This is a genomic window from Hymenobacter glacialis (genome assembly GCF_001816165.1).
GTDB lineage: Bacteria > Bacteroidota > Bacteroidia > Cytophagales > Hymenobacteraceae > Hymenobacter > Hymenobacter glacialis.
In genome coordinates this window covers 1-17,385 of sequence record NZ_MDZC01000090.1, presented here as the reverse complement: position 1 = coordinate 17,385, position 17,385 = coordinate 1, and the positions used below count along the sequence as shown (strand labels likewise).

General features: G+C 62.5%; 17 protein-coding genes. 6 read left to right on the top strand and 11 right to left on the bottom strand.

What is annotated here, in order from left to right; all coding sequences use genetic code 11:
- Nucleotides 1-30 precede the first annotated feature (30 nt).
- Complete coding sequence (gene lpdA / locus BEN48_RS13820) at nt 31-1,437, top strand: dihydrolipoyl dehydrogenase (RefSeq protein WP_070735515.1); 1,407 nt, start codon at nt 31-33, stop codon at nt 1,435-1,437.
- 79 nt (nt 1,438-1,516) lie between these two features.
- Here the strand turns inward: lpdA and BEN48_RS13815 are convergent, their stop codons facing one another.
- From BEN48_RS13815 to BEN48_RS13785, 7 genes are all read right to left on the bottom strand, one after another.
- Nucleotides 1,517-2,005, bottom strand: a complete 489-nt coding sequence (locus BEN48_RS13815; RefSeq protein WP_083321066.1) for a nuclear transport factor 2 family protein — start codon at nt 2,003-2,005, stop codon at nt 1,517-1,519.
- Nucleotides 2,006-2,197: 192 nt separating this feature from the next.
- Nucleotides 2,198-2,968 (bottom strand): DUF6503 family protein, encoded by a 771-nt coding sequence (locus tag BEN48_RS13810; RefSeq protein ID WP_070735514.1) that lies wholly within the window; start codon nt 2,966-2,968, stop codon nt 2,198-2,200.
- Between the two features lie 103 nt (nt 2,969-3,071).
- Nucleotides 3,072-3,917, bottom strand: a complete 846-nt coding sequence (locus BEN48_RS13805; protein WP_070735513.1) for a DUF5694 domain-containing protein — start codon at nt 3,915-3,917, stop codon at nt 3,072-3,074.
- A 138-nt stretch (nt 3,918-4,055) separates the two neighbouring features.
- Complete coding sequence (locus tag BEN48_RS13800) at nt 4,056-4,568, bottom strand: cold-shock protein (protein WP_070735512.1); 513 nt, start codon at nt 4,566-4,568, stop codon at nt 4,056-4,058.
- A 114-nt stretch (nt 4,569-4,682) separates the two neighbouring features.
- Nucleotides 4,683-5,657, bottom strand: a complete 975-nt coding sequence (rlmF, locus tag BEN48_RS13795) for a 23S rRNA (adenine(1618)-N(6))-methyltransferase RlmF (RefSeq protein ID WP_070735511.1) — start codon at nt 5,655-5,657, stop codon at nt 4,683-4,685.
- 65 nt (nt 5,658-5,722) lie between these two features.
- Nucleotides 5,723-5,938, bottom strand: coding sequence for a hypothetical protein (locus BEN48_RS13790; RefSeq protein ID WP_070735510.1), 216 nt, complete (start codon nt 5,936-5,938; stop codon nt 5,723-5,725).
- Nucleotides 5,899-6,561, bottom strand: a complete 663-nt coding sequence (locus BEN48_RS13785) for a hypothetical protein (RefSeq protein ID WP_125932655.1) — start codon at nt 6,559-6,561, stop codon at nt 5,899-5,901. Before BEN48_RS13785 ends, BEN48_RS13790 begins: the two co-directional genes overlap by 40 nt.
- 95 nt (nt 6,562-6,656) lie before the next feature.
- Here BEN48_RS13785 and BEN48_RS13780 point away from each other — a divergent pair, with 95 nt between their 5' ends.
- The gene (locus BEN48_RS13780) at nt 6,657-7,931 is read left to right on the top strand and encodes a S41 family peptidase (RefSeq protein WP_158010196.1); all 1,275 of its coding nucleotides are present in this window, start codon (nt 6,657-6,659) and stop codon (nt 7,929-7,931) included.
- Nucleotides 7,932-7,945: 14 nt separating this feature from the next.
- Here BEN48_RS13780 and rluF read toward each other — a convergent pair whose 3' ends face one another.
- Complete coding sequence (gene rluF / locus BEN48_RS13775) at nt 7,946-8,962, bottom strand: 23S rRNA pseudouridine(2604) synthase RluF (protein ID WP_070735507.1); 1,017 nt, start codon at nt 8,960-8,962, stop codon at nt 7,946-7,948.
- Nucleotides 8,963-9,246: 284 nt separating this feature from the next.
- Here rluF and BEN48_RS13770 point away from each other — a divergent pair, with 284 nt between their 5' ends.
- Both BEN48_RS13770 and BEN48_RS13765 read left to right on the top strand, forming a co-directional pair.
- On the top strand, nt 9,247-9,909 hold the full coding sequence (locus BEN48_RS13770; protein ID WP_125932654.1) for a hypothetical protein: 663 nt from the start codon (nt 9,247-9,249) through the stop codon (nt 9,907-9,909).
- A 192-nt stretch (nt 9,910-10,101) separates the two neighbouring features.
- A complete protein-coding gene (locus BEN48_RS13765) occupies nt 10,102-11,565 on the top strand; it encodes an aldehyde dehydrogenase family protein (protein WP_070735625.1) in 1,464 nt (487 codons plus the stop codon).
- A 45-nt stretch (nt 11,566-11,610) separates the two neighbouring features.
- Here the strand turns inward: BEN48_RS13765 and BEN48_RS13760 are convergent, their stop codons facing one another.
- From BEN48_RS13760 to BEN48_RS13750, 3 genes are all read right to left on the bottom strand, one after another.
- Nucleotides 11,611-11,997, bottom strand: a complete 387-nt coding sequence (locus BEN48_RS13760) for a hypothetical protein (protein ID WP_158010195.1) — start codon at nt 11,995-11,997, stop codon at nt 11,611-11,613.
- A 200-nt stretch (nt 11,998-12,197) separates the two neighbouring features.
- A complete protein-coding gene (locus tag BEN48_RS19965) occupies nt 12,198-13,808 on the bottom strand; it encodes a hypothetical protein (protein ID WP_070735504.1) in 1,611 nt (536 codons plus the stop codon).
- Complete coding sequence (locus BEN48_RS13750) at nt 13,795-15,828, bottom strand: FAD-dependent oxidoreductase (protein WP_070735503.1); 2,034 nt, start codon at nt 15,826-15,828, stop codon at nt 13,795-13,797. The genes BEN48_RS19965 and BEN48_RS13750 overlap by 14 nt, the downstream gene beginning before the upstream one ends.
- 339 nt (nt 15,829-16,167) lie before the next feature.
- Here BEN48_RS13750 and BEN48_RS13745 point away from each other — a divergent pair, with 339 nt between their 5' ends.
- Nucleotides 16,168-16,476, top strand: a complete 309-nt coding sequence (locus BEN48_RS13745) for a transposase (RefSeq protein WP_070735502.1) — start codon at nt 16,168-16,170, stop codon at nt 16,474-16,476.
- On the top strand, nt 16,473-17,372 hold the full coding sequence (locus BEN48_RS13740; RefSeq protein ID WP_070735501.1) for an IS3 family transposase: 900 nt from the start codon (nt 16,473-16,475) through the stop codon (nt 17,370-17,372). The genes BEN48_RS13745 and BEN48_RS13740 overlap by 4 nt, the downstream gene beginning before the upstream one ends.
- Nucleotides 17,373-17,385 lie beyond the last annotated feature (13 nt).

The window sequence follows — 17,385 nt, the reverse complement described above, 5'->3', positions numbered from 1 at the left end:
GGGGCGAACCTTCACCGAACATTCGGCTCTATGAATCAATACGACGTCACCGTCATCGGCTCCGGCCCGGGGGGCTATGTGGCCGCCATCCGTTGCGCCCAACTTGGCCTCAAAACGGCCCTCATCGAGAAATACCCCACCCTGGGCGGCACCTGCCTCAATGTGGGCTGCATCCCCAGCAAGGCCCTGCTCGATAGCAGCGAGCACTACCACAACGCCCATTCGGTGTTTGCCGACCATGGCATCGGTCTCGACAACCTGACGGTGGACATGAACCGCATGATTGACCGCAAGGCCGGCGTGGTGAAGGCCAATGTGGACGGTATTGCCTACCTGATGAAGAAAAACAAAATCGACGTGCTCACCGGCGTCGGCTCTTTTGTTGATAAAACCCACATCAGCATCGCGCCCACCGAGGGCGGTGAGGCGCAGCAGATTGAAACCAAGAACGTCATCATCGCCACTGGCTCCAAGCCCACGGTGCTGCCGTTTATTGCGCAGGACAAGGAGCGCATCATCACCAGCACCGAGGCCCTGAACATCCGCGAAGTGCCCCGGCACATGATGGTGATTGGCGGCGGCGTTATTGGCCTCGAAATGGCCTCCGTATACGCCCGCCTCGGCGCGAAAGTCTCGGTTATTGAGTTCATGGATTCGCTCATCCCGACCATGGACCGCGGCCTGGGCAAGGAGCTCAAGCGCGTGCTGGGCAAAATCGGCATCGAGTTTTTTATGAGCCACAAAGTGACCGGCGCAACCCGCGAGGGCGACTCCGTGACCGTAACCGCCACCAACCCGAAAGGGGAGGAAGTGAAATTTGAGGGCGACTACTGCCTGGTGGCCGTGGGCCGCGTGCCCTACACCGCCGGTCTCAACCTCGAAGCCGCCGGCATTGAGATGGAGGAGCGCGGCCGCATCAAGGTCGATGCCCACCTGCAAACCAACGTGCCCGGCATCTACGCCATCGGTGACGTGGTGCGCGGCGCCATGCTGGCCCACAAGGCCGAGGAAGAAGGCGTGTTCGTGGCCGAAACCATCGTGGGCCAGAAGCCCCACATCAACTACCTGCTCATCCCTGGCGTGGTGTACACCTGGCCCGAAGTGGCGGGCGTGGGCTACACCGAGGAGCAGCTCAAGGAGCAGGGCAAGGCCTACAAAATCGGCAGCTTCCCCTTCAAAGCCAGCGGTCGGGCCCGCGCCAGCGGCGACACCGACGGCTTCGTGAAGGTGCTGGCCGACAAAACCACCGACGAAATCCTGGGCGTCCATATGATTGGCCCGCGCATCGCCGACCTCATCGCCGAAGCCGTGACCGCCATGGAGTTCCGCGCCTCCGCCGAGGATGTGGCCCGCATGAGCCACTCGCACCCCACCTACGCCGAGGCCATGAAGGAAGCGTGTCTGGCTGCTACCGAGAACCGGGCTATTCATATGTAATTCCGCCCTCGCGGCAGAAACACAAAAAGAGGCTGAAGCTACCGTAGCTTCAGCCTCTTTTCAGTGATTGGGGACTAACCTAATGGTCATAGCTCACGACGCGGGTGATGCGCCAAATGCCGGCCTGCTGCTGCCAGACCATTACGAACTTGGAGTTGCCGCAGTCTGGGCGGCCGTTTTCGAGGTGGCAGAAGCGCTGGGTGGCAATGTGCATGGCCCCGTAGTCTTTCACGGGGTATACTTCCAGGGTGCCGGGCACCAGCGTACGGGTAATGTCGGGGCTTTGGGCGAACAGGCGGGCGAAGCCGGCTTTGGTTTGGGCGAAGTTGCTCAGGCCGCCTTTGTCGTGGTAAAACTCCACATTGTCGGCGAAGTAGGCCATGAGCTTATCCACGTCGTGGGCGTTGAAGGCAGCGAACATTTCCGTGTCGAGCCGGGCAACGGTTTGGTATAGCTCGTTTTGGGCCGCCGGTTTGCCCGGCGCGGGCTTGTGGGGCGTGTGCTGGCCGTAGGCGGTAGGGCCGCAAAGGATAGCCAGCAGCCAGAAAATTACCAGTGGGTTTCGCATGACAAGAGCGGCCAGGGTAGGCAAACTACAAAAGCGGTCAGGGAAGTTGAGGTGAATCAGGCAGTGTTACTTCGCTAGGTGCAGCGGTCTGCCATGATGAACGAGCGGCATACCCGTGCAAAATCGTTGCTCAGCATCCCCCACAGGCTACCCAGGTATTTTAGCGGCAGGTAGGCCTCTTTGGGCCGGGCGTTAGAGGCGGCGCGTGGTGAGCGGCTCGGCCCGCAGCAGTAGGTCGGTGGCCAGGAAGCTCTGGTCTTTGTTGAGGTACCACTTGCGCTGCTTGGGAATGCGAACCCCTTCCACCAGAATCTCGTCCTGGAGCATAATGTACTCGCCTTCGCTGGGGGTATGGTTGTGGTAGAACTGGTAGGCCTGCAGCGCGAACGTGCGTGGGTTGAAGTAGAACGTCCAGGAATCCTGGCCTATGGCGGGCTCGTAATTTACGCGGGCCGTGGTATAGGTCTGGCCCAGCAGGTCTTTGGGCGCGGCGTCGGCCAGAATCTGGGTGCCGGCGTCCTGTAGCTTCATGGGCAACCCGTAGAGGTAAGTGTAGTAGTTGCGCATGAAGTTCCCAATGCCGGGGGCGAGGCGGTACTGCTTGCGCTCGGCCTCCGTCAGGTCGGCGCGGCCATCGAGCAGCAGCACCTCCTGCCCGTTCACCACGGCCTTTATTACTTCGTGGCCCTCCGGGTGGCTAATGTAGCAGAAGTAGCCGCCGGGGTTGTCCAGCTCCACCTCAAAGCGGCTTTCCTTGCCGGTCGCGTTGGTAGTGGTAAAGTGCAGGCGCTGGCGCAGGGCAGGCCAGCGGCCCTGGGGGTCGTGGTAGGCTATGCTACGCTGCACCACCTGGGGGCCGGTAAGGGTAGCGGGCGCGGGGGCCAGGCTAGAAGCTGGCACCTGAGCAAATAGGGAAGAAGCCGAGCCGAGTAGCAGGCCGGCCAGTAGGATGATGATTCGCATGAACGGAAGGTAGTACAAAGTAGGCAAGACTCGCCCCGAAGGCGGCAGGCGCAGGCTTGCGTGATACGCCCTGGCCGAGCCAAAAGCTCGGGATGAATTCGGCTTACTTCAGCACGTCTTTCAGTTCTTTTAACCGGAATTGCTGGTCCGATTCGATGAATTCCTTCATCATGGCGGCGTGGCCGGAACCCACCAGCACCAGGGCCTTGCCGTCCGGTGGCGTCATGTTTTTCTGCACCAGGGAATACATGTAGAGGTTGCGGCGGTACCATTCCGACACTAGAAACGCGCCCGCAAAATTGTCGGTTTTGCCCGCCCGGTTGAGGATGTCGATGTAAAGGGATTTGTTGAACGCCAGCTCTTCTTTGGTGTTGGTGTCCAGCAGCAGTTGAGTGAGCGTGAGCTTTTCAATTTTCTTATTCTGACTGGTTTCCAGCTCGCTGATGGCATCCTGCACTTTTTGCATCAGCGCCGTTTGGTTGGCTGCCTTCATGGCATTCATCACGCTGTCGAATGGAAGGGATATTTTGCGGTAATCGAGGGCGTGAATCCGGGCTAGTTTCGTCTTTTTGCCCGCCCGAAAAGCCAGCTGAATGATTTCGCTTTTCAGATAAAAGTCGCGCTGATTCTTGGCGTATTTGGTGGTGACGTACTGCTCGTATTGGCCGCCTAAATAGGCTTTGTACAGCTCATCCAGCCCAACCTGCTCATTCCACGCCCATTCCACGAAGATTTTATCGGGGTGAAAAATGCTGATTTTTTGGGTCATCTTCTCCAGCTCCGCCTGCACCTTGGGGGTCATCACATCAAAGGTTTTGACTTTGGCCATATCGGCTCCCGGGTTATCGAAGTGTAAGGTGCCCAGTAGTAGGATGTCGCCTTTTTTAGACTTTGCAAAGCCCGTAGTGGCAAAAGCGAACGAGAGAAGAACAAGAAAAAATTGTTTCATAGGTGCAAGGTTACGAAAGCACCGCTCAGTAGAAAGTGGCTTGTACTGGCGAAAAGTCCGAGCCGACCTCCTGGTCGAAACGCAAAGAGGCTGACACTTCGGAAGTGTCAGCCTCTTTGCAGCAATGGTTAGCCGGGGTTATTCGGCAGGGGCAGCAGGAGGCGCGGGAGCCGCCGACGCGGGCGGAGGCGTCGCGCTGGCTTTCTTCACGCGCACAGCGTTGGGGCCTTTGGGGCCCATTTCTACCTCAAATGTCACCTTGTCGTTTTCGCCAATGGGGCCACCGGCCAGGCCGTTGGCGTGCACGAAAATGCTTTCCTGGGTCTGCTGGTCTTTAATGAAACCGTAGCCTTTGGAATCGTTGAAAAAGCTCACGATGCCATTGCGCACGGGGTCGTCGTCGTCATCGTCGGTGCGGCGGGCCACCCCAATCTGGATGTCCTCGTCCTTGATGATGCGCTTCTTTTTGGGGTCGGGCGGCGTGGCCGAGATGTTGCCATCCTCGTCCACGTAGGCAAACATTTCTTCCAGCGGCTGGCCGGCCTTGGCATTTGCCTGGCGCTCGGCCTTACGCTCTTCCTTCTCGGTTTTCTTCTTCGCCCGTTTTTTCTCGTTGTCCTTCTTACCAAAAGTTTCTTGTGACCTACCCATAGTTTTGTGCTGCTAAATCGTTGTATCTGTTTTGTCTAATTTAAGTAGAAGCACAAAACAGAGGAGTGGATTATTACGAAGATACGCAATATTAAGGTGCGTTCGTTGGGGCGGCTACTGAATAGCGGCCCACCGCTCCGCCTGCCACCGGGCTTGCTGGGCAGGCGTGAGGAAGGTCCAGGCCACGAGGCGGCTTTTTTTCTGGCCCTGCGCCATGTCTATGGTGCGTACATCAGTAGCGCCGGCCGTTTTCAGGGCCTTGTACACGCCGGGCAGGGTTTCTTTTTTGGAGACCAATGACGTGTACCAGTAGCAGGAGCGGGGCCGCCGGCCGCTCTCCTGCACCATGCGGCGAATGAAGCTGGCTTCACCCCCCTCGCACCACAGCTCGTTGTTTTGGCCGCCAAAGTTCAGGGCCGGGCGCGGGCCACGGCCGGTGCCCAGGTTGGCGGTTTTGCGCTGGCTGCCCGCCGCCGCCGCCGCCGCCGAGGCGTGAAACGGCGGGTTGCACATGGTGAGGTCAAACACCTCGCCGGTCTGAATGAGGCCGTCGAAAATGCGGGTGCGGGCGGGCTGCAGCCGGCACTCAATGGCGCCGGCCAGGGCGGGGTTGGCCGCCTCAATCTGCTGGGCCGCGCGCACGGCCACACCGTCTACATCCGAGCCCACAAAGTGCCAGCCGTATTCCCGCCGACCGATGATGGGGTAAATGCAGTTGGCGCCCACGCCCACGTCGAGCACCGTTATTTCTTCGCCGGGCGGCAGCACACCGCCGTTGCTTTCGGCCAGCAAGTCGGCCAGGTAGTGCACGTAATCGGCGCGGCCGGGGATGGGCGGGCACAGGTAGCCCTTGGGTATGTCCCAGTGCTCGATGCCGTAGAACTGCCGCAGCAGCGCCCGGTTCAGGGCTTTTACGGCGGTGGGATTGGCAAAATCGATGGAGAGGTTGCCGTACTGGTTGGGCTGCACAAAGGCAGCCAGCTCGGGGCTGATCTGGCTGAGCTGCGGAAAATCGTAGGGTGCGCGGTGCGGGTTGCGCGGGTGCAGCTGGTCTTTTTCGAGGGGAGCAGTGGGGAGCGGTGGCTTCATGGGGTGGGGCATTGAGGCCACAAAGGTACCAGCCTGAGCCGGGGCACGGTTGGTAGCCGTGCGGCTCACACCGTTTTGTAGAGGTACCAGCCGTCGCCCAGGGGCTTAAGGACAATGAGGTGGTCGGGGTGCATGGCGGGGAGCAGGGAGGCCGCGGGCTGGTAGAGCAGGCCCACGGTGCTGCGCACTTTCCCGCCGATAACGAACTCCAGGCAACTCGTGCAGCTGGTTTCGCGGCGCGTTACCTGGGCCAGAAACAGCTTGCGGAGCAGGGCGTGCACGGCCGGGTTGGCGTTGGCGGCCTGCTCGCCGGTGTGCGCGGCTGCAAGCCGGGCCGGGGGAAAGTACCGGCCGCCTGCACCAGGCGCAGCAGCTGCTGGAAATCGGTCCGGTTGCGGGCGAAGTGGGCGGCAATGTCGGCATCGGCGCTGGTCCACAGCCTCAGGTTGCCCAGGGTGAAGGCATGGCCGGCGTCGGGGTGCTTCTGGTCGTAATCGGCTACTTCGGCGGGCGTCATGCCCGCCAGGATTTCAACCATGGGCGGCCCCAGGTGCGTCATGGCCAGGTTGCGGATGGCGAGCAGCTTCCAGGCCCCGGCTTCCTTGCTGAAGTGCAGGTAAAAATCCTTGCGGTCCAGGGAGTCGCGCAGCTCCACGGCTACTACGGCGGTGGCGGGGCCTTGCTGCACCAGCTGGCACACGCGCTGCAGGCGGGCCGGAATCTGCTGGCCCAGGGTTTCGCGCCGGGCCTGGCCGGCGGCCTCGCAGCAGAGGTAGTCCCGCATTTCGGGCCACCCGGCCGGGGCCACAAACTGCTCGGCAATCTGCAGGGGCTGCAGCGGCGCGAGGGCCCGTGCCATCCCGGGCAGCCACAGCCACAGGGCGAGTAGTAGAAAGTGCTTCATCAACAAACCTAACCCCGAAACGAATGGATTTGATTCCGGCGGCCCGCGGCCCGCACTTTTGCCCCGTTGCCGCCCGCTGGCCTTTCTTTACGTCCATGAAAAGTCGCCTTCTGGTTCTGCTTGTCGGGTTGATTGGAATGTGGCTCTCACCAAATCGGGCCGCTGCCCAGAAACCGCCGCTCACGCGCCCGCAATACCAGGAGGATTTTGTGTATTTCTGGAACACCATCCGCACCAGCTATGGCTACTTCCCATCCAAACAAACCGACTGGGAGCAAGTGCAGGCCCTCTACCAGCCGCAGCTTGACACGCTAAGCAGCCGCCGGGCCTTCGTGCGCCTTCTCGAAAACGCCCTTGCCGAGCTATACGACCCCCACGCCGGCCTGAGCACCAACCGCCCCGATTCGCGCCGACTAGTGCCTACGGGTTGCGACGTGTGGGCCGAGTTTGTGAGCGGCAAAGCCGTGGTGCGGGCGGTGCGCCCCGCGTTCGGGGCCGAGCGGAGCGGCGTGCGGGTGGGCATGGTGGTCGCGGCCGTCAACGGGGTGCCGGTGGACGAAGCGCTCAAGCCATTCCTGCCCCGCAGCCTGCGCCGGCCCGATGCTGCCGCGCGCAACTTTGCCCTGCTCCAGCTGCTGGCCGGGGACCACCTTACCCCGCGCGTGTGGAGCCTGCAGTCGGCGGGAGGGCCCTTCATAGCACATCCCGACGACGCGGGCATGCAGTTGGAGAACAGCCGCTACCCCACGCTCCTGGAAGTGCGCCGCATCGGCACTGTTGGCTATATTAAGGTTAATAATAGCTTGTTCGATAACGGCCTCATTGCTCCTTTCGACAGCGCACTGACGGCCCTGGGCAATACCCAGGGCCTTATTTTAGACCTGCGCGAAACGCCCAGTGGTGGCAATACCACCGTGGCCCGCGCCATCATGGGGCGTTTTATTGAGCGGGAAGCGCCGTACCAGCGCCACGAGCTGCCGGAAGATGTCCAAACCCAAACCCGCCGGAGCTGGTTGGAGCTGGTGGCACCGCGTGGCGTGCGCTACGCGGCCCCGGTGGTAGTGCTGGTGGGCCGCTGGACCGGCAGCATGGGCGAGGGCTTGGCCATTGGGTTCGACGCGCTGGGCCGAGCCACGGTGGTGGGTCCTGAAATGGCCCGCCTTAACGGCGCTATTTATTCCTACAAACTGCCCAATTCCAGTATCGGATTCAGCATTCCCGTCGAGCGTCTGTTTCACGTCAACGGGCAGCCTCGCGAAGCGTTTCGCCCGCCGGTCTACGTCGCCCCGGTAGCTGATGGCAAGGATTCGGCCAATGGCCCGGACCCGGCCCTGCAAAGAGCCCTCAGCCTGTTGCAGGTTCGGAAATAAAGACCTTTCGGCCCTTATCGCCTTGGGGCCGGGCCTTTGCTGCGGCCCCCGGAGTTGCCCCTGGCAGGGGGGCGGCTGCCCAGTTTGTTCGGGCCGCTGTTCTTCGGTTTTGAGGCACCGCCACCGGCTTTGGCCGGGCGCTTGCTGGTGCCGGGCCCGGCAGCCTTTTCGGGGCGGGGGCCCCACCAGCCGTTGGCAGCGGGGTTTTTTTGCGAGGGCGGGCCGGATTTGGGGCGCCGGTCCACGGCGGGCGTTTTGGGGGCGTCGGTTTGGGTGGTGCGGCGGCGGCCACCGGAGGCGTCTTCGGTGCCGCTGGACTTGGCCACCATTTTCATGATGCCGGCCAGCTCCTGCGGGGTCAGTTCGCGCCAGTCGCCCACGGGCAGGCCTTTCACCGTCACATTCATAATGCGCACGCGTTCGAGCTTCACCACTTCGTAGCCAAAATGCTCCACCATGCGGCGAATCTGGCGGTTGAGGCCCTGCACCAGCGTGATGCGGAAGATGTAGGGCGTCTCCTTCTCAATGAGGCAGGGCTTGGTGACGGTGCCCAGCATGGGGATGCCCTGCGACATTTCCTCCAGCATGCGGTCGGAGAGAATGCGGTTTACCTGCACGAGGTATTCCTTTTCATGCTTGTTGCCGGCGCGCAGAATTTTATTCACGATGTCGCCGTCGCTGGTCAGGAAAATCAGACCCGACGAATCCTTATCCAGGCGGCCGATGGGGAAGACGCGGGCGGCGTGGTTCACGTAGTCCACGATGTTGCCGCGCACACCCGGCTCGGAGGTGCTGGTCACGCCCACGGGCTTGTTGAAGGCCAGATACACCGCATCTTCGGCCTGCTTGGGCTCCAGCTTGTGGCCGTTTATGCTCACCCGGTCGCGCGGGCCCACCTGGTCGCCTATCTGGGCCGGCTTGCCGTTGAGCAGCACCTGCCCCTGCTCGATAAACCGGTCGGCTTCGCGGCGGGAGCAAAAGCCGCTTTCGCTGATGAATTTATTGAGGCGGGTGGAGGAGATGGGGGGCATTGGGCAAGGAGTGGGTGAAGTACCGAAACCGATGACGGCGCGGGCGCCCCCGCCGGAACGGAAGCCCCAAAGGTACGGCTTGGGGAAGCGGAGCCCCGTGCTGTGTAATCCTGGCCCCAGAGGACACCTGCTGTTTCTCGGGCCAGACGCGGCAACCCAACAGCAGCCCGGTGGTGAGTGCTTAAGCGGGGCCATATCCCCCATTCGAACCTCTGAACCAGTGCCGCCGTATCAGGGCCTAAAAATGGCTACATGGCCATTTATGGTTACTCAACTTCAACATCATGAATAGTAAACTCCTTGGCCTTTTGGCCGCTGCCACGCTGGCCACTGCCTCCTGCTCGCAAGAAAAAACCACGGAAGTTGTTGCCACTACGCCCGCTACCGACTCCAACATGGCTGTGGAAACGGAAGATGACGTAATGGCCCGCGACGAGGCCCGCCGCTTGGCTGCCCGGGTGGCCGAAGACCTGAAGCTGACCGACACCGTGGTGGTTACCCGCATCGAGAAGACCTACTATACCCGCGGCCGGACCCTGGGCGAGCTCGAAACCCGCTACTCTGCCGACACCACGGGCCGCTACACGGCCATGCGCGAAACCAACGACCGCGCCGACGAGGAAGTGCGCACCACGCTCAATAACCCCGATTACTACAACACCTACTCGGCCAACCGCGCCAGCTACGGCAACGGCCCGTATTCGGTGGCTCCGGCCCGCGTAACCACGGTTAGCACCGGCACCCGTACCAGCACCTCCAACGTGGGCCAGGGTTCGGGCGTGAAAAAGCTAGAGCGCGACGGCGAGGGCAACCGCAAAACCAAGTACCTGAACGATGCCAAAGTGAAGGTGAGCGACGACGGCTCGCGCAAAGTGAAGCTGGCCGACGGCACCAAAATCAAAATCGATGAAAACGGCAACAAGAAAGTGAAGAAGCCGCTGTTCTAAAGCTTGAGAGATGACAGGTAAAAAGCCCGTTTCAGTAGTGGAATGGGCTTTTTGTTTGCCTCTGTTACTAGGCAATCTAAATTGCACCCCTGTTTTTTGGCCCACAGTTGCCACCCGTCGAGAATGCTCAGTTGGCGGCGTATCTTTCAAGCAGCCGGCCTTGTAGGGGCCAGCCACCTTACCCTCCTGCTTATGCAACCAGTTGCTTCCGGGCCCAGTGCTGCTTCCGGCCCCGTTGCCCCGGCGCCGGCCAATGCCTTTCAGGCCCAGTTTGATGCCTTACGCCGGCACGCGCCCGCCCTTCGTCGCGAGGGCGTAGCCGAGCGGCGCGCGCGCCTGCAAAAGCTCTCTGACTGGCTGCACGCCAACCGCACGGCCATTCATGAGGCCCTGCATGCCGATTTCCGCAAGCCGTCGGCTGAGACGGACATGACCGAAATCTGGACGTCGCTGGTCGAGCTCAACCACACCAGCAAGCACCTGAAGCAGTGGATGGCGCGGCGGCGGGTGGGCACGTCGTTGGCGCTGCTGGGCACCCGCTCCTGGGTGCAGGTAGAGCCCAAAGGCGTGGCGCTCATTATTTCGCCCTGGAACTACCCGTTTTACCTGGCGGTGGGGCCGTTGATTTCGGCCATTGCAGCCGGCAACGCCGTGGTTATCAAGCCAGCGGAGCAAACGCCTGCCACTTCGGCTCTGCTGCAGCGCCTGTGCGAGGAGTTGTTCCGGCCCGAAGAAGTGGTGCTCATCCAGGGCGACAAGGAGGTGGCCACCGAGCTGCTCAAGCTGCCCTGGGACCATATTTTCTTCACCGGCAGCCCCGAAGTGGGCAAAATTGTGATGCGCGCCGCTGCTGAGCACCTCAGCGGCCTCACCCTGGAGCTGGGCGGCAAAAACCCCGCCGTGGTGGACGAAACGGCCAATCTGCGCGACGCTGCCGAAAAAATAGTGTGGGGCAAGTTCCTGAACAACGGCCAGACCTGCGTGGCCCCCGACTACCTGCTGGTGCAGGAAAGCGTGCAACCAGCCCTGCTAGTAGAGCTCAAAGCCGCCATTGAGCGGGCCTACAACCCCGACGGGGCCGGCATTCAGCACTCCGAGTCCCTGGCCCGCGTAGTCAACCACCACCACTTGGCCCGGCTGGCGGGCCTGCTCGAAGACGCCCGGACCCGCGGCGCCACTGTGGCCGCCGGCGGCACCGTCGATGCCGCGCAGAACTACATCGAGCCCACTATTCTGACCAATGTGCCGGCCGGGGCCCGCATTCTGGAAGAAGAAATTTTCGGGCCGCTGCTGCCCGTGCTCACCTTCAAGACCCTAAGCGAAACCACCGAATACGTGAACGCCCGCCTCAAGCCGCTGGCGCAGTACGTGTTCAGCAACAACGCCGAAAATCGCCGCTATTTGCTGGATAATATCTCGGCCGGCGGCGCGGGCGTAAACGAAACCGTGCTGCATTTTGCACACCCCGAGCTGCCCACCGGCGGCGTGGGCAACAGCGGCCTGGGCAAGGCGCACGGCCACGCCGGCTTCCTGGCGTTCAGCAACGAAAAGGGCGTGATGCGACAGCGTGTGGGCTTCACCGGCATCAAGGCCATGTACCCGCCCTACACGCCCAAGGTGCGCAAGCTCATTAGCTGGCTCGTGAAGTATTTGTAAGCAATTGAGTTGCTTGTAATAACGCACGGCCGCGCTGACCAGTCGCTACTTCTGCTTCTGCTGCATCTCGGCAGCTATTTTGCGCTGGTCGGTTTGCAGCTGCTTGAATTTAACGGGGCCCAGCAAAACTTTCAGCTCCTTCTGTGAATCGACGTTGATGCGCTTCAACTCGGCCATTAGCTGCGGCGATTTAGCGGGGTACTTTGCCTTGGCGGCATTGGCCTGCTGCACCGTGCCGTTGAGGATGCTGCGCACCTGGCCGGTTTGCTCAGTAGTAAGCTGCAGGTCGGCGGCAATGACATCGGCCAGGTCCCGGGCCGCAGTGGGCGGAGTGGGAGAGTCGACGGTGCGCACCGTTTCTACTACCGGGGCTTTATCGCGGGGGCGAAACAGGGTGCAGCTACCCATTGCCAAACCTGAGGCCAGAAGCAAAGCAGAAGCAGAAAATGAGGCGAAACGCATGAGCAGGAACAAAAGAATTGTTCCCACGAGTACGCAAAATGCCGTGATTGGGTGCGTTTTGCCTCAAAAAGCCTTGCTAGGACTGCCCGTAGGCAAAGCATTAGTACTGCTGCTCGTTCGACCGGGCATGGCCGCAACTGCTTCGCACGCTGCACACACGCTGCCAGGGCTCAGCGGCGAAACACGGTGAGAATGGGCAGCCCTGCCACCCGGATTTCGTGCACGGCCGTGCCATACGACGCGTCGTAGTCAGCCGGGTGCCAACGGTACATTCCAATAAAGTACGCCGCCCGATAATGGGGAACCAGGCGAATCCGGGCGCGGTCGGCGGCCGGTAACAACTGCGAATTATTACCCAGAAAGTCCCGGTAATACAGCGTGTCGCTGATGGCCACGGTTGCGCGCGGGTCGTGGGCCAGCACCCAAGTCAGGCCCTGTCGGGCCGAAATACCCCAATAGTCGCGCTCAAAAAGCTGGCCCGCCACCGGCCCCGGCAGAAAGCTGAAGTAGGCATATTGGTGCGGGTGGTCGGCTACCTGGCGCACGGCTGTGTGTGCCACCCCCGCTGCCAGCAGCACGCCGGCCACCTGCCCCACGCGCCGCCCCGCCGAGCCCGGCCGGGCAGCCCGATACGCCGCCACGCCCGCCTTCAACCCCCGCACCGCCAGCAGCACAAAGGCCGGATATATAAAATAGACGTGCCGCCACCCATCGTACACCACCGACTGAATGGCCACAATCAGCACCAGCGGCCCCACGCACCACGCCCCAAAAAGCAGGTCGTGCCGCCCCGCCGTGCGCTGCAGAAAGGCCAACGGCCCCCGAAAAAAGCCACGCAGCACCGCGCCCGCGCCGCCTAAAAAAAGCAGGCTGTACACCACCGGCGTAGTCACCAGCAGCCACACCGGCAGGTAGTGCCAGGGCAGGCGCTGGCAGGATTCCATCTGGCCCAGGTAAAACACCTGCATGGTTTGGCGAAAGCGCCGGAAGTTGCCAAAGGATTCCCAGAGCCGCGCTACGGGTGCCTCCCATAAGTAAGGCCAGAACAGCACCACCAGCGGCCCCGTGGCCGCCGCATACACGGCTATGCTGCGGGCCAGCGCCTGCCGCCGCACCGGGCGGGCCCACCATTCCAGCGCCCCAAAGGCCACCGTGAGCGCCGGCAGCAGCAGCCCCATCACGCGCACATCCACGGCCAGGGCCGTAACCAGCGCGTGCACCGCCGCCCGCCCCGCCGTGGGCCGGCGCAACAGCCGCAGGAGCGTGAGCCCGCCCAGCGCAAACAGGTTCATAAACACCACGTCCTTGTGGTTGTAGAACGCCTCGGCGAAGATGCGGGGCGAGAGCATCAGCATGGCCGCGCCCACCAGCCCCCAGCGCCAGCTGCCAAACCGCCGGGCGCCCATTCTGTACACCGCCCAGGCCCCCAGCACAAAGGTGGCAAAGCACAGGAAGTGCCGCATCCAATAGGCCCGCTGAATGTCGTGCGGGAAGAAAGTAGCTTCCAGCACGGCCAGGGGGAGCTGAAAGGCCACGCCGTGGTCGGCCTCCTTGTAGGTGCGCAACTCGGGCAGGCCCGTGAAGTAGCTGTGGTCGAGCGCCGCCGGGTGCAGGACCTGGGCCACATAGCGCAGGCTGATATAACCGGCCTCGCGGTCGGTGGGCTCGTCCCAGCCCATGCCGTAGTTGGGCGTAAGCAGCAGTCCCAGCAACAGCAGGCCGCCAAAAAACAGCGTTGCGGCTATTCGCCGCGTCGTTACTGCGTTGTTAATTCGTAGCATGGAGGCCCAAAGTTGGGGCCAAAGGTACTGCGCGGCCGAAGCGGCCGTCCCCTGTTTTCATGCCCTGGGCCGTGAAGTGGGCCAGCGCCATAATGGTGAGCATGGGGTTGACGCCGCTGCAGGCCGGAAACGCCGCGCCATCGGCCACGAACAGCCCCTGCACTTCCACGGTTTCGCCATTAAGCTTGAGTGGGTGGGTGGCTGCATCGCCGCCCATGCGGCAGGTGCTCATCTGGTGGGCGCTGTAGAGACCAAACTGATTGGCCTTCCAGCTCAGGTGCGGCAGCTCGTCGAGCAGCTCCGGGTTTTGTAGCACGCCGTTCTGGGCGTGCAGGGTAGGCAGGGTGCCGTGGGGCAGGTACACCTCAGTGGCGCCGGCCGCCACGTGAATCTGGGCTGCCGCACGCACGCCTTCCAGCATATTGGCGCGGTCAAAATCTGAGAGGGTGTAGTCAATGAGGGCGGCACCTTGATTGTCGATGCTCACGCGGCCCCCGTCGCGGTCGCGCGTGAGCACTATAAACGAGCCCAGGTGGCTGGCGTCGCGCAGCAGCTCGTGGTGCTGCCGGCCCGAGAGCCAGGGCAGCACCATGCTTAGCAGGCCGGGGTGGGTGGGCGGCGTTTCGAGCTTGGCGCCGAAGTTGGTGCCGTGCAGCATGGTGAAGTTGTCGTTCACCACGCTCATGCTCGGGCCGTGCCAGGAGTTCATGGGGTGTGGGTAGCGGGCCCCCACCACCACGGTAGGGTGCAGGTGCAGGTGGCGGCCCAGGTGCGGGTGCTTCAGGCCGGAGCGCAGCAGCAGAGCGGGCGTCTGGATGGCGCCGCCGGCCACCACCACGCGCCGGGCCCGCACCGTGATGCACACCGGGCGGCCATCGGCCGTGGTGTGCACGGCTTCGGCCCCGGTGGCGTGGCCGTTGGCAATGGTCACGCGGTCTACCTTGGTATCGGCCAAAATGCGGGCGCCGTGCTCAAAAGCCGTGAGCAAATACGTGTTCAGCGTGCCTTGCTTGATGCCGTGGGCATCGCCGAGGCTGGTGTAGCCCAGGCTGCGAAAGTGGCTGTCGGAGTCGGTGAGGCCTTTTTCGTTGCGCGGAATTAGCTTCACTTCCTGGCCCAGCCTGGTCGAGCCGTCCCACAGGGCCTGGTTCTGGCCGTTGTGGCGGGTGTAGTTGGTGTTCACGCCGATGATGCGGGCCACGGCATTGATGCTTTCCTTGAACTCCGGCGTGGTGAAATGGGGGGCGTCGTGCTCGCGGGCCCATTCCTGCAGCACATAATCGGGGGTGCGGAAGGCACCGGCCCAGTTCACGGTGGTGCCGCCGCCCAGGCAGGAGCCCGCCAGGATGCCGATGCTGCCGTCCTGAGTACTCAGGGTGCCTTTCGCATCATATAGCTTGCCTAGCATGTCCACTTCGCGCTGGGTAAAGTCGCAGCCGTGGCAGTAGGGGCCTTTTTCCAGCACCAGCACGTTGTAGCCGGCCTGGGCCAATTCGCCGGCCACCACGCCGCCGCCCGCGCCGCTTCCTATCACCAGCACGTCGCAGTCGTACCCCGTGTCCTGCACGGGCCGCAGGGTATGGATGGGCTTGGGTGTGTCCACGGGTTTCTCGTCGGGGCCGGGGTAGCCCAGGCGGCCCCAGGCGGCGGGCACCTCGGCCATACTGCCGCCGTAGTAGAGCAGGGTGCACAGCTTGCGCACCGCCTGAAAGCCCTTGCGCAGCTGTGGCACGTTAGAAGTAGCCCAGCTTTGCAGCAGCTGCTCGCGCTGCTCGGGCTCCAGCTTGCGAAACGGTTTCAGCGGCCCAAACCAGGTAAGGCCCAGAATGGGCTTCTGCATGAGGGTGAGCAGCTGGCCGAACTCCGCCTGCGCGCCCAGCGGCTGCTCCTGAATGGCGGCTTCCAGCTTCTCCAGGTTCACGCCCACCGAACCGGCCGGGCTGCCATCGGGCAGTGCCGGAATAATGGTATCGGCAATGGCGTGCAGAACGGCAGAACGTTCGGGGGTAAGCGTGAACATAAGGCGAGGATTTTAATGGCTAAAAGGTAGCGATTTTTCAGTAAAGTGTTAGGCGTGCCGAGTATTTTTGGGGTGTGTTTTAGCGCCGCACGCGAGCAACCTCACCCCTGCCGGGCACGGCCCCGGCCCCTCTCCAAAAGAGAGGGGAGCCACGCACAAGGAAAGCGTGAATTATCCGATTAGAAAACGTTGCCCTCAATAATAGCAACTGTCTTCACTTTACAAGGAATTCGTGAGGCTCCCCTCTCTTTTGGAGAGGGGCCGGGGCCGTGCCCGGCAGGGGTGAGGTGAGGTGGTCGGATAAATCTGGACAGAATAGGGTCTTAACTTTCGATTGTCATGAAAGACAGCCCCCAACCCGCCAAACGTCGGCGTTATGACGCCGCCTTCCGCGTCGAAGCCTTACGCCTGGCTGGCGAGAGCCGCTCCACCCAGGCAGCCGCCCGCGCGCTAAATATCAGCCCCAAACTGCTCTACAAGTGGCAGAAAGAGGCACTCACGCCCGTGGCGGCGGCTCGTGGGGCCGATTTGGACCCGGCCACGGCGGCGGAGTTGCGTCAGCTGCGGGCCTTGGCCCGGCGGCAGGCGCAGGAGCTGGCCATTTTAAAAAAAGCCATTGCCATCTTCTCGGCGACCGACAGCCTATGAGCCGCTACCGCTTCATCGACGGGCAGCGGGCCACGCACCCCGTGCGCCTGCTCTGCCAGGTGTTGCGCGTACCGGCCAGCGGGTATTACGCGTGGCAACACGCGCAACAACAAAGTATAGCACCAGGCGAGCCCGCTTGGGAAACGGCGCTGGTGAAGGCATTCGGCCACCACAAACGCCGCTACGGTACGCGCCGACTGCAGGTCGCTTTGCGCCGAAAAGGCCATTGTGTCGGCCGTCACCGCCTCCGCGGGGCCATGCGCCGGCGGGGCCTGCGCGCGCTGCAACCCAAGGCCTACACCCCGCGCACCACCGACTCAACCCACGGGCTGCGGTGCGCGCCGAACCGGCTGCTGGACCAGCCCAAGCCGACCCATGCGAACCGGGTCTGGGTCAGCGACATCACGTACTTGCCGCTGGCGAACGGCGACTGGGCCTATCTGTGCGCCTTCCAGGACGTGGCCAGCAAGCGGGTGGTCGGCTGGCAAGTCGGGGCGACGATGCCGGAAGAATTGGTCACCAGGGCCTTGCAACGCGCTTTTTGGGCCCAGCCGCCGACCCCAAGCCTGCTGGTGCATTCGGACCGCGGCGGGCAGTACTGCGGCAATGCTTACCGAAAGCTGCTGCACGACCACGGCGCCGTGCGCTCGCAGAGCCGGCGCGGCGACTGCTACGACAATGCCCAAGCCGAAAGCCTCTGGTCACGCCTCAAAACCGAGGTGATCGAACTGCGCGAACGGCCCGTTTTTGCCGACCTGGCCGACGCGCAGGCCAGCGTCGCCGACTACTTTGACTACTATAACCACGAGCGCCTACACTCCAGCATCGACTATCAGACGCCCTATCACACTCATCAACAGCTTCTTCAAACTAACGCCCTAAACTGTCCAGCGTAATTGGACCACCTCA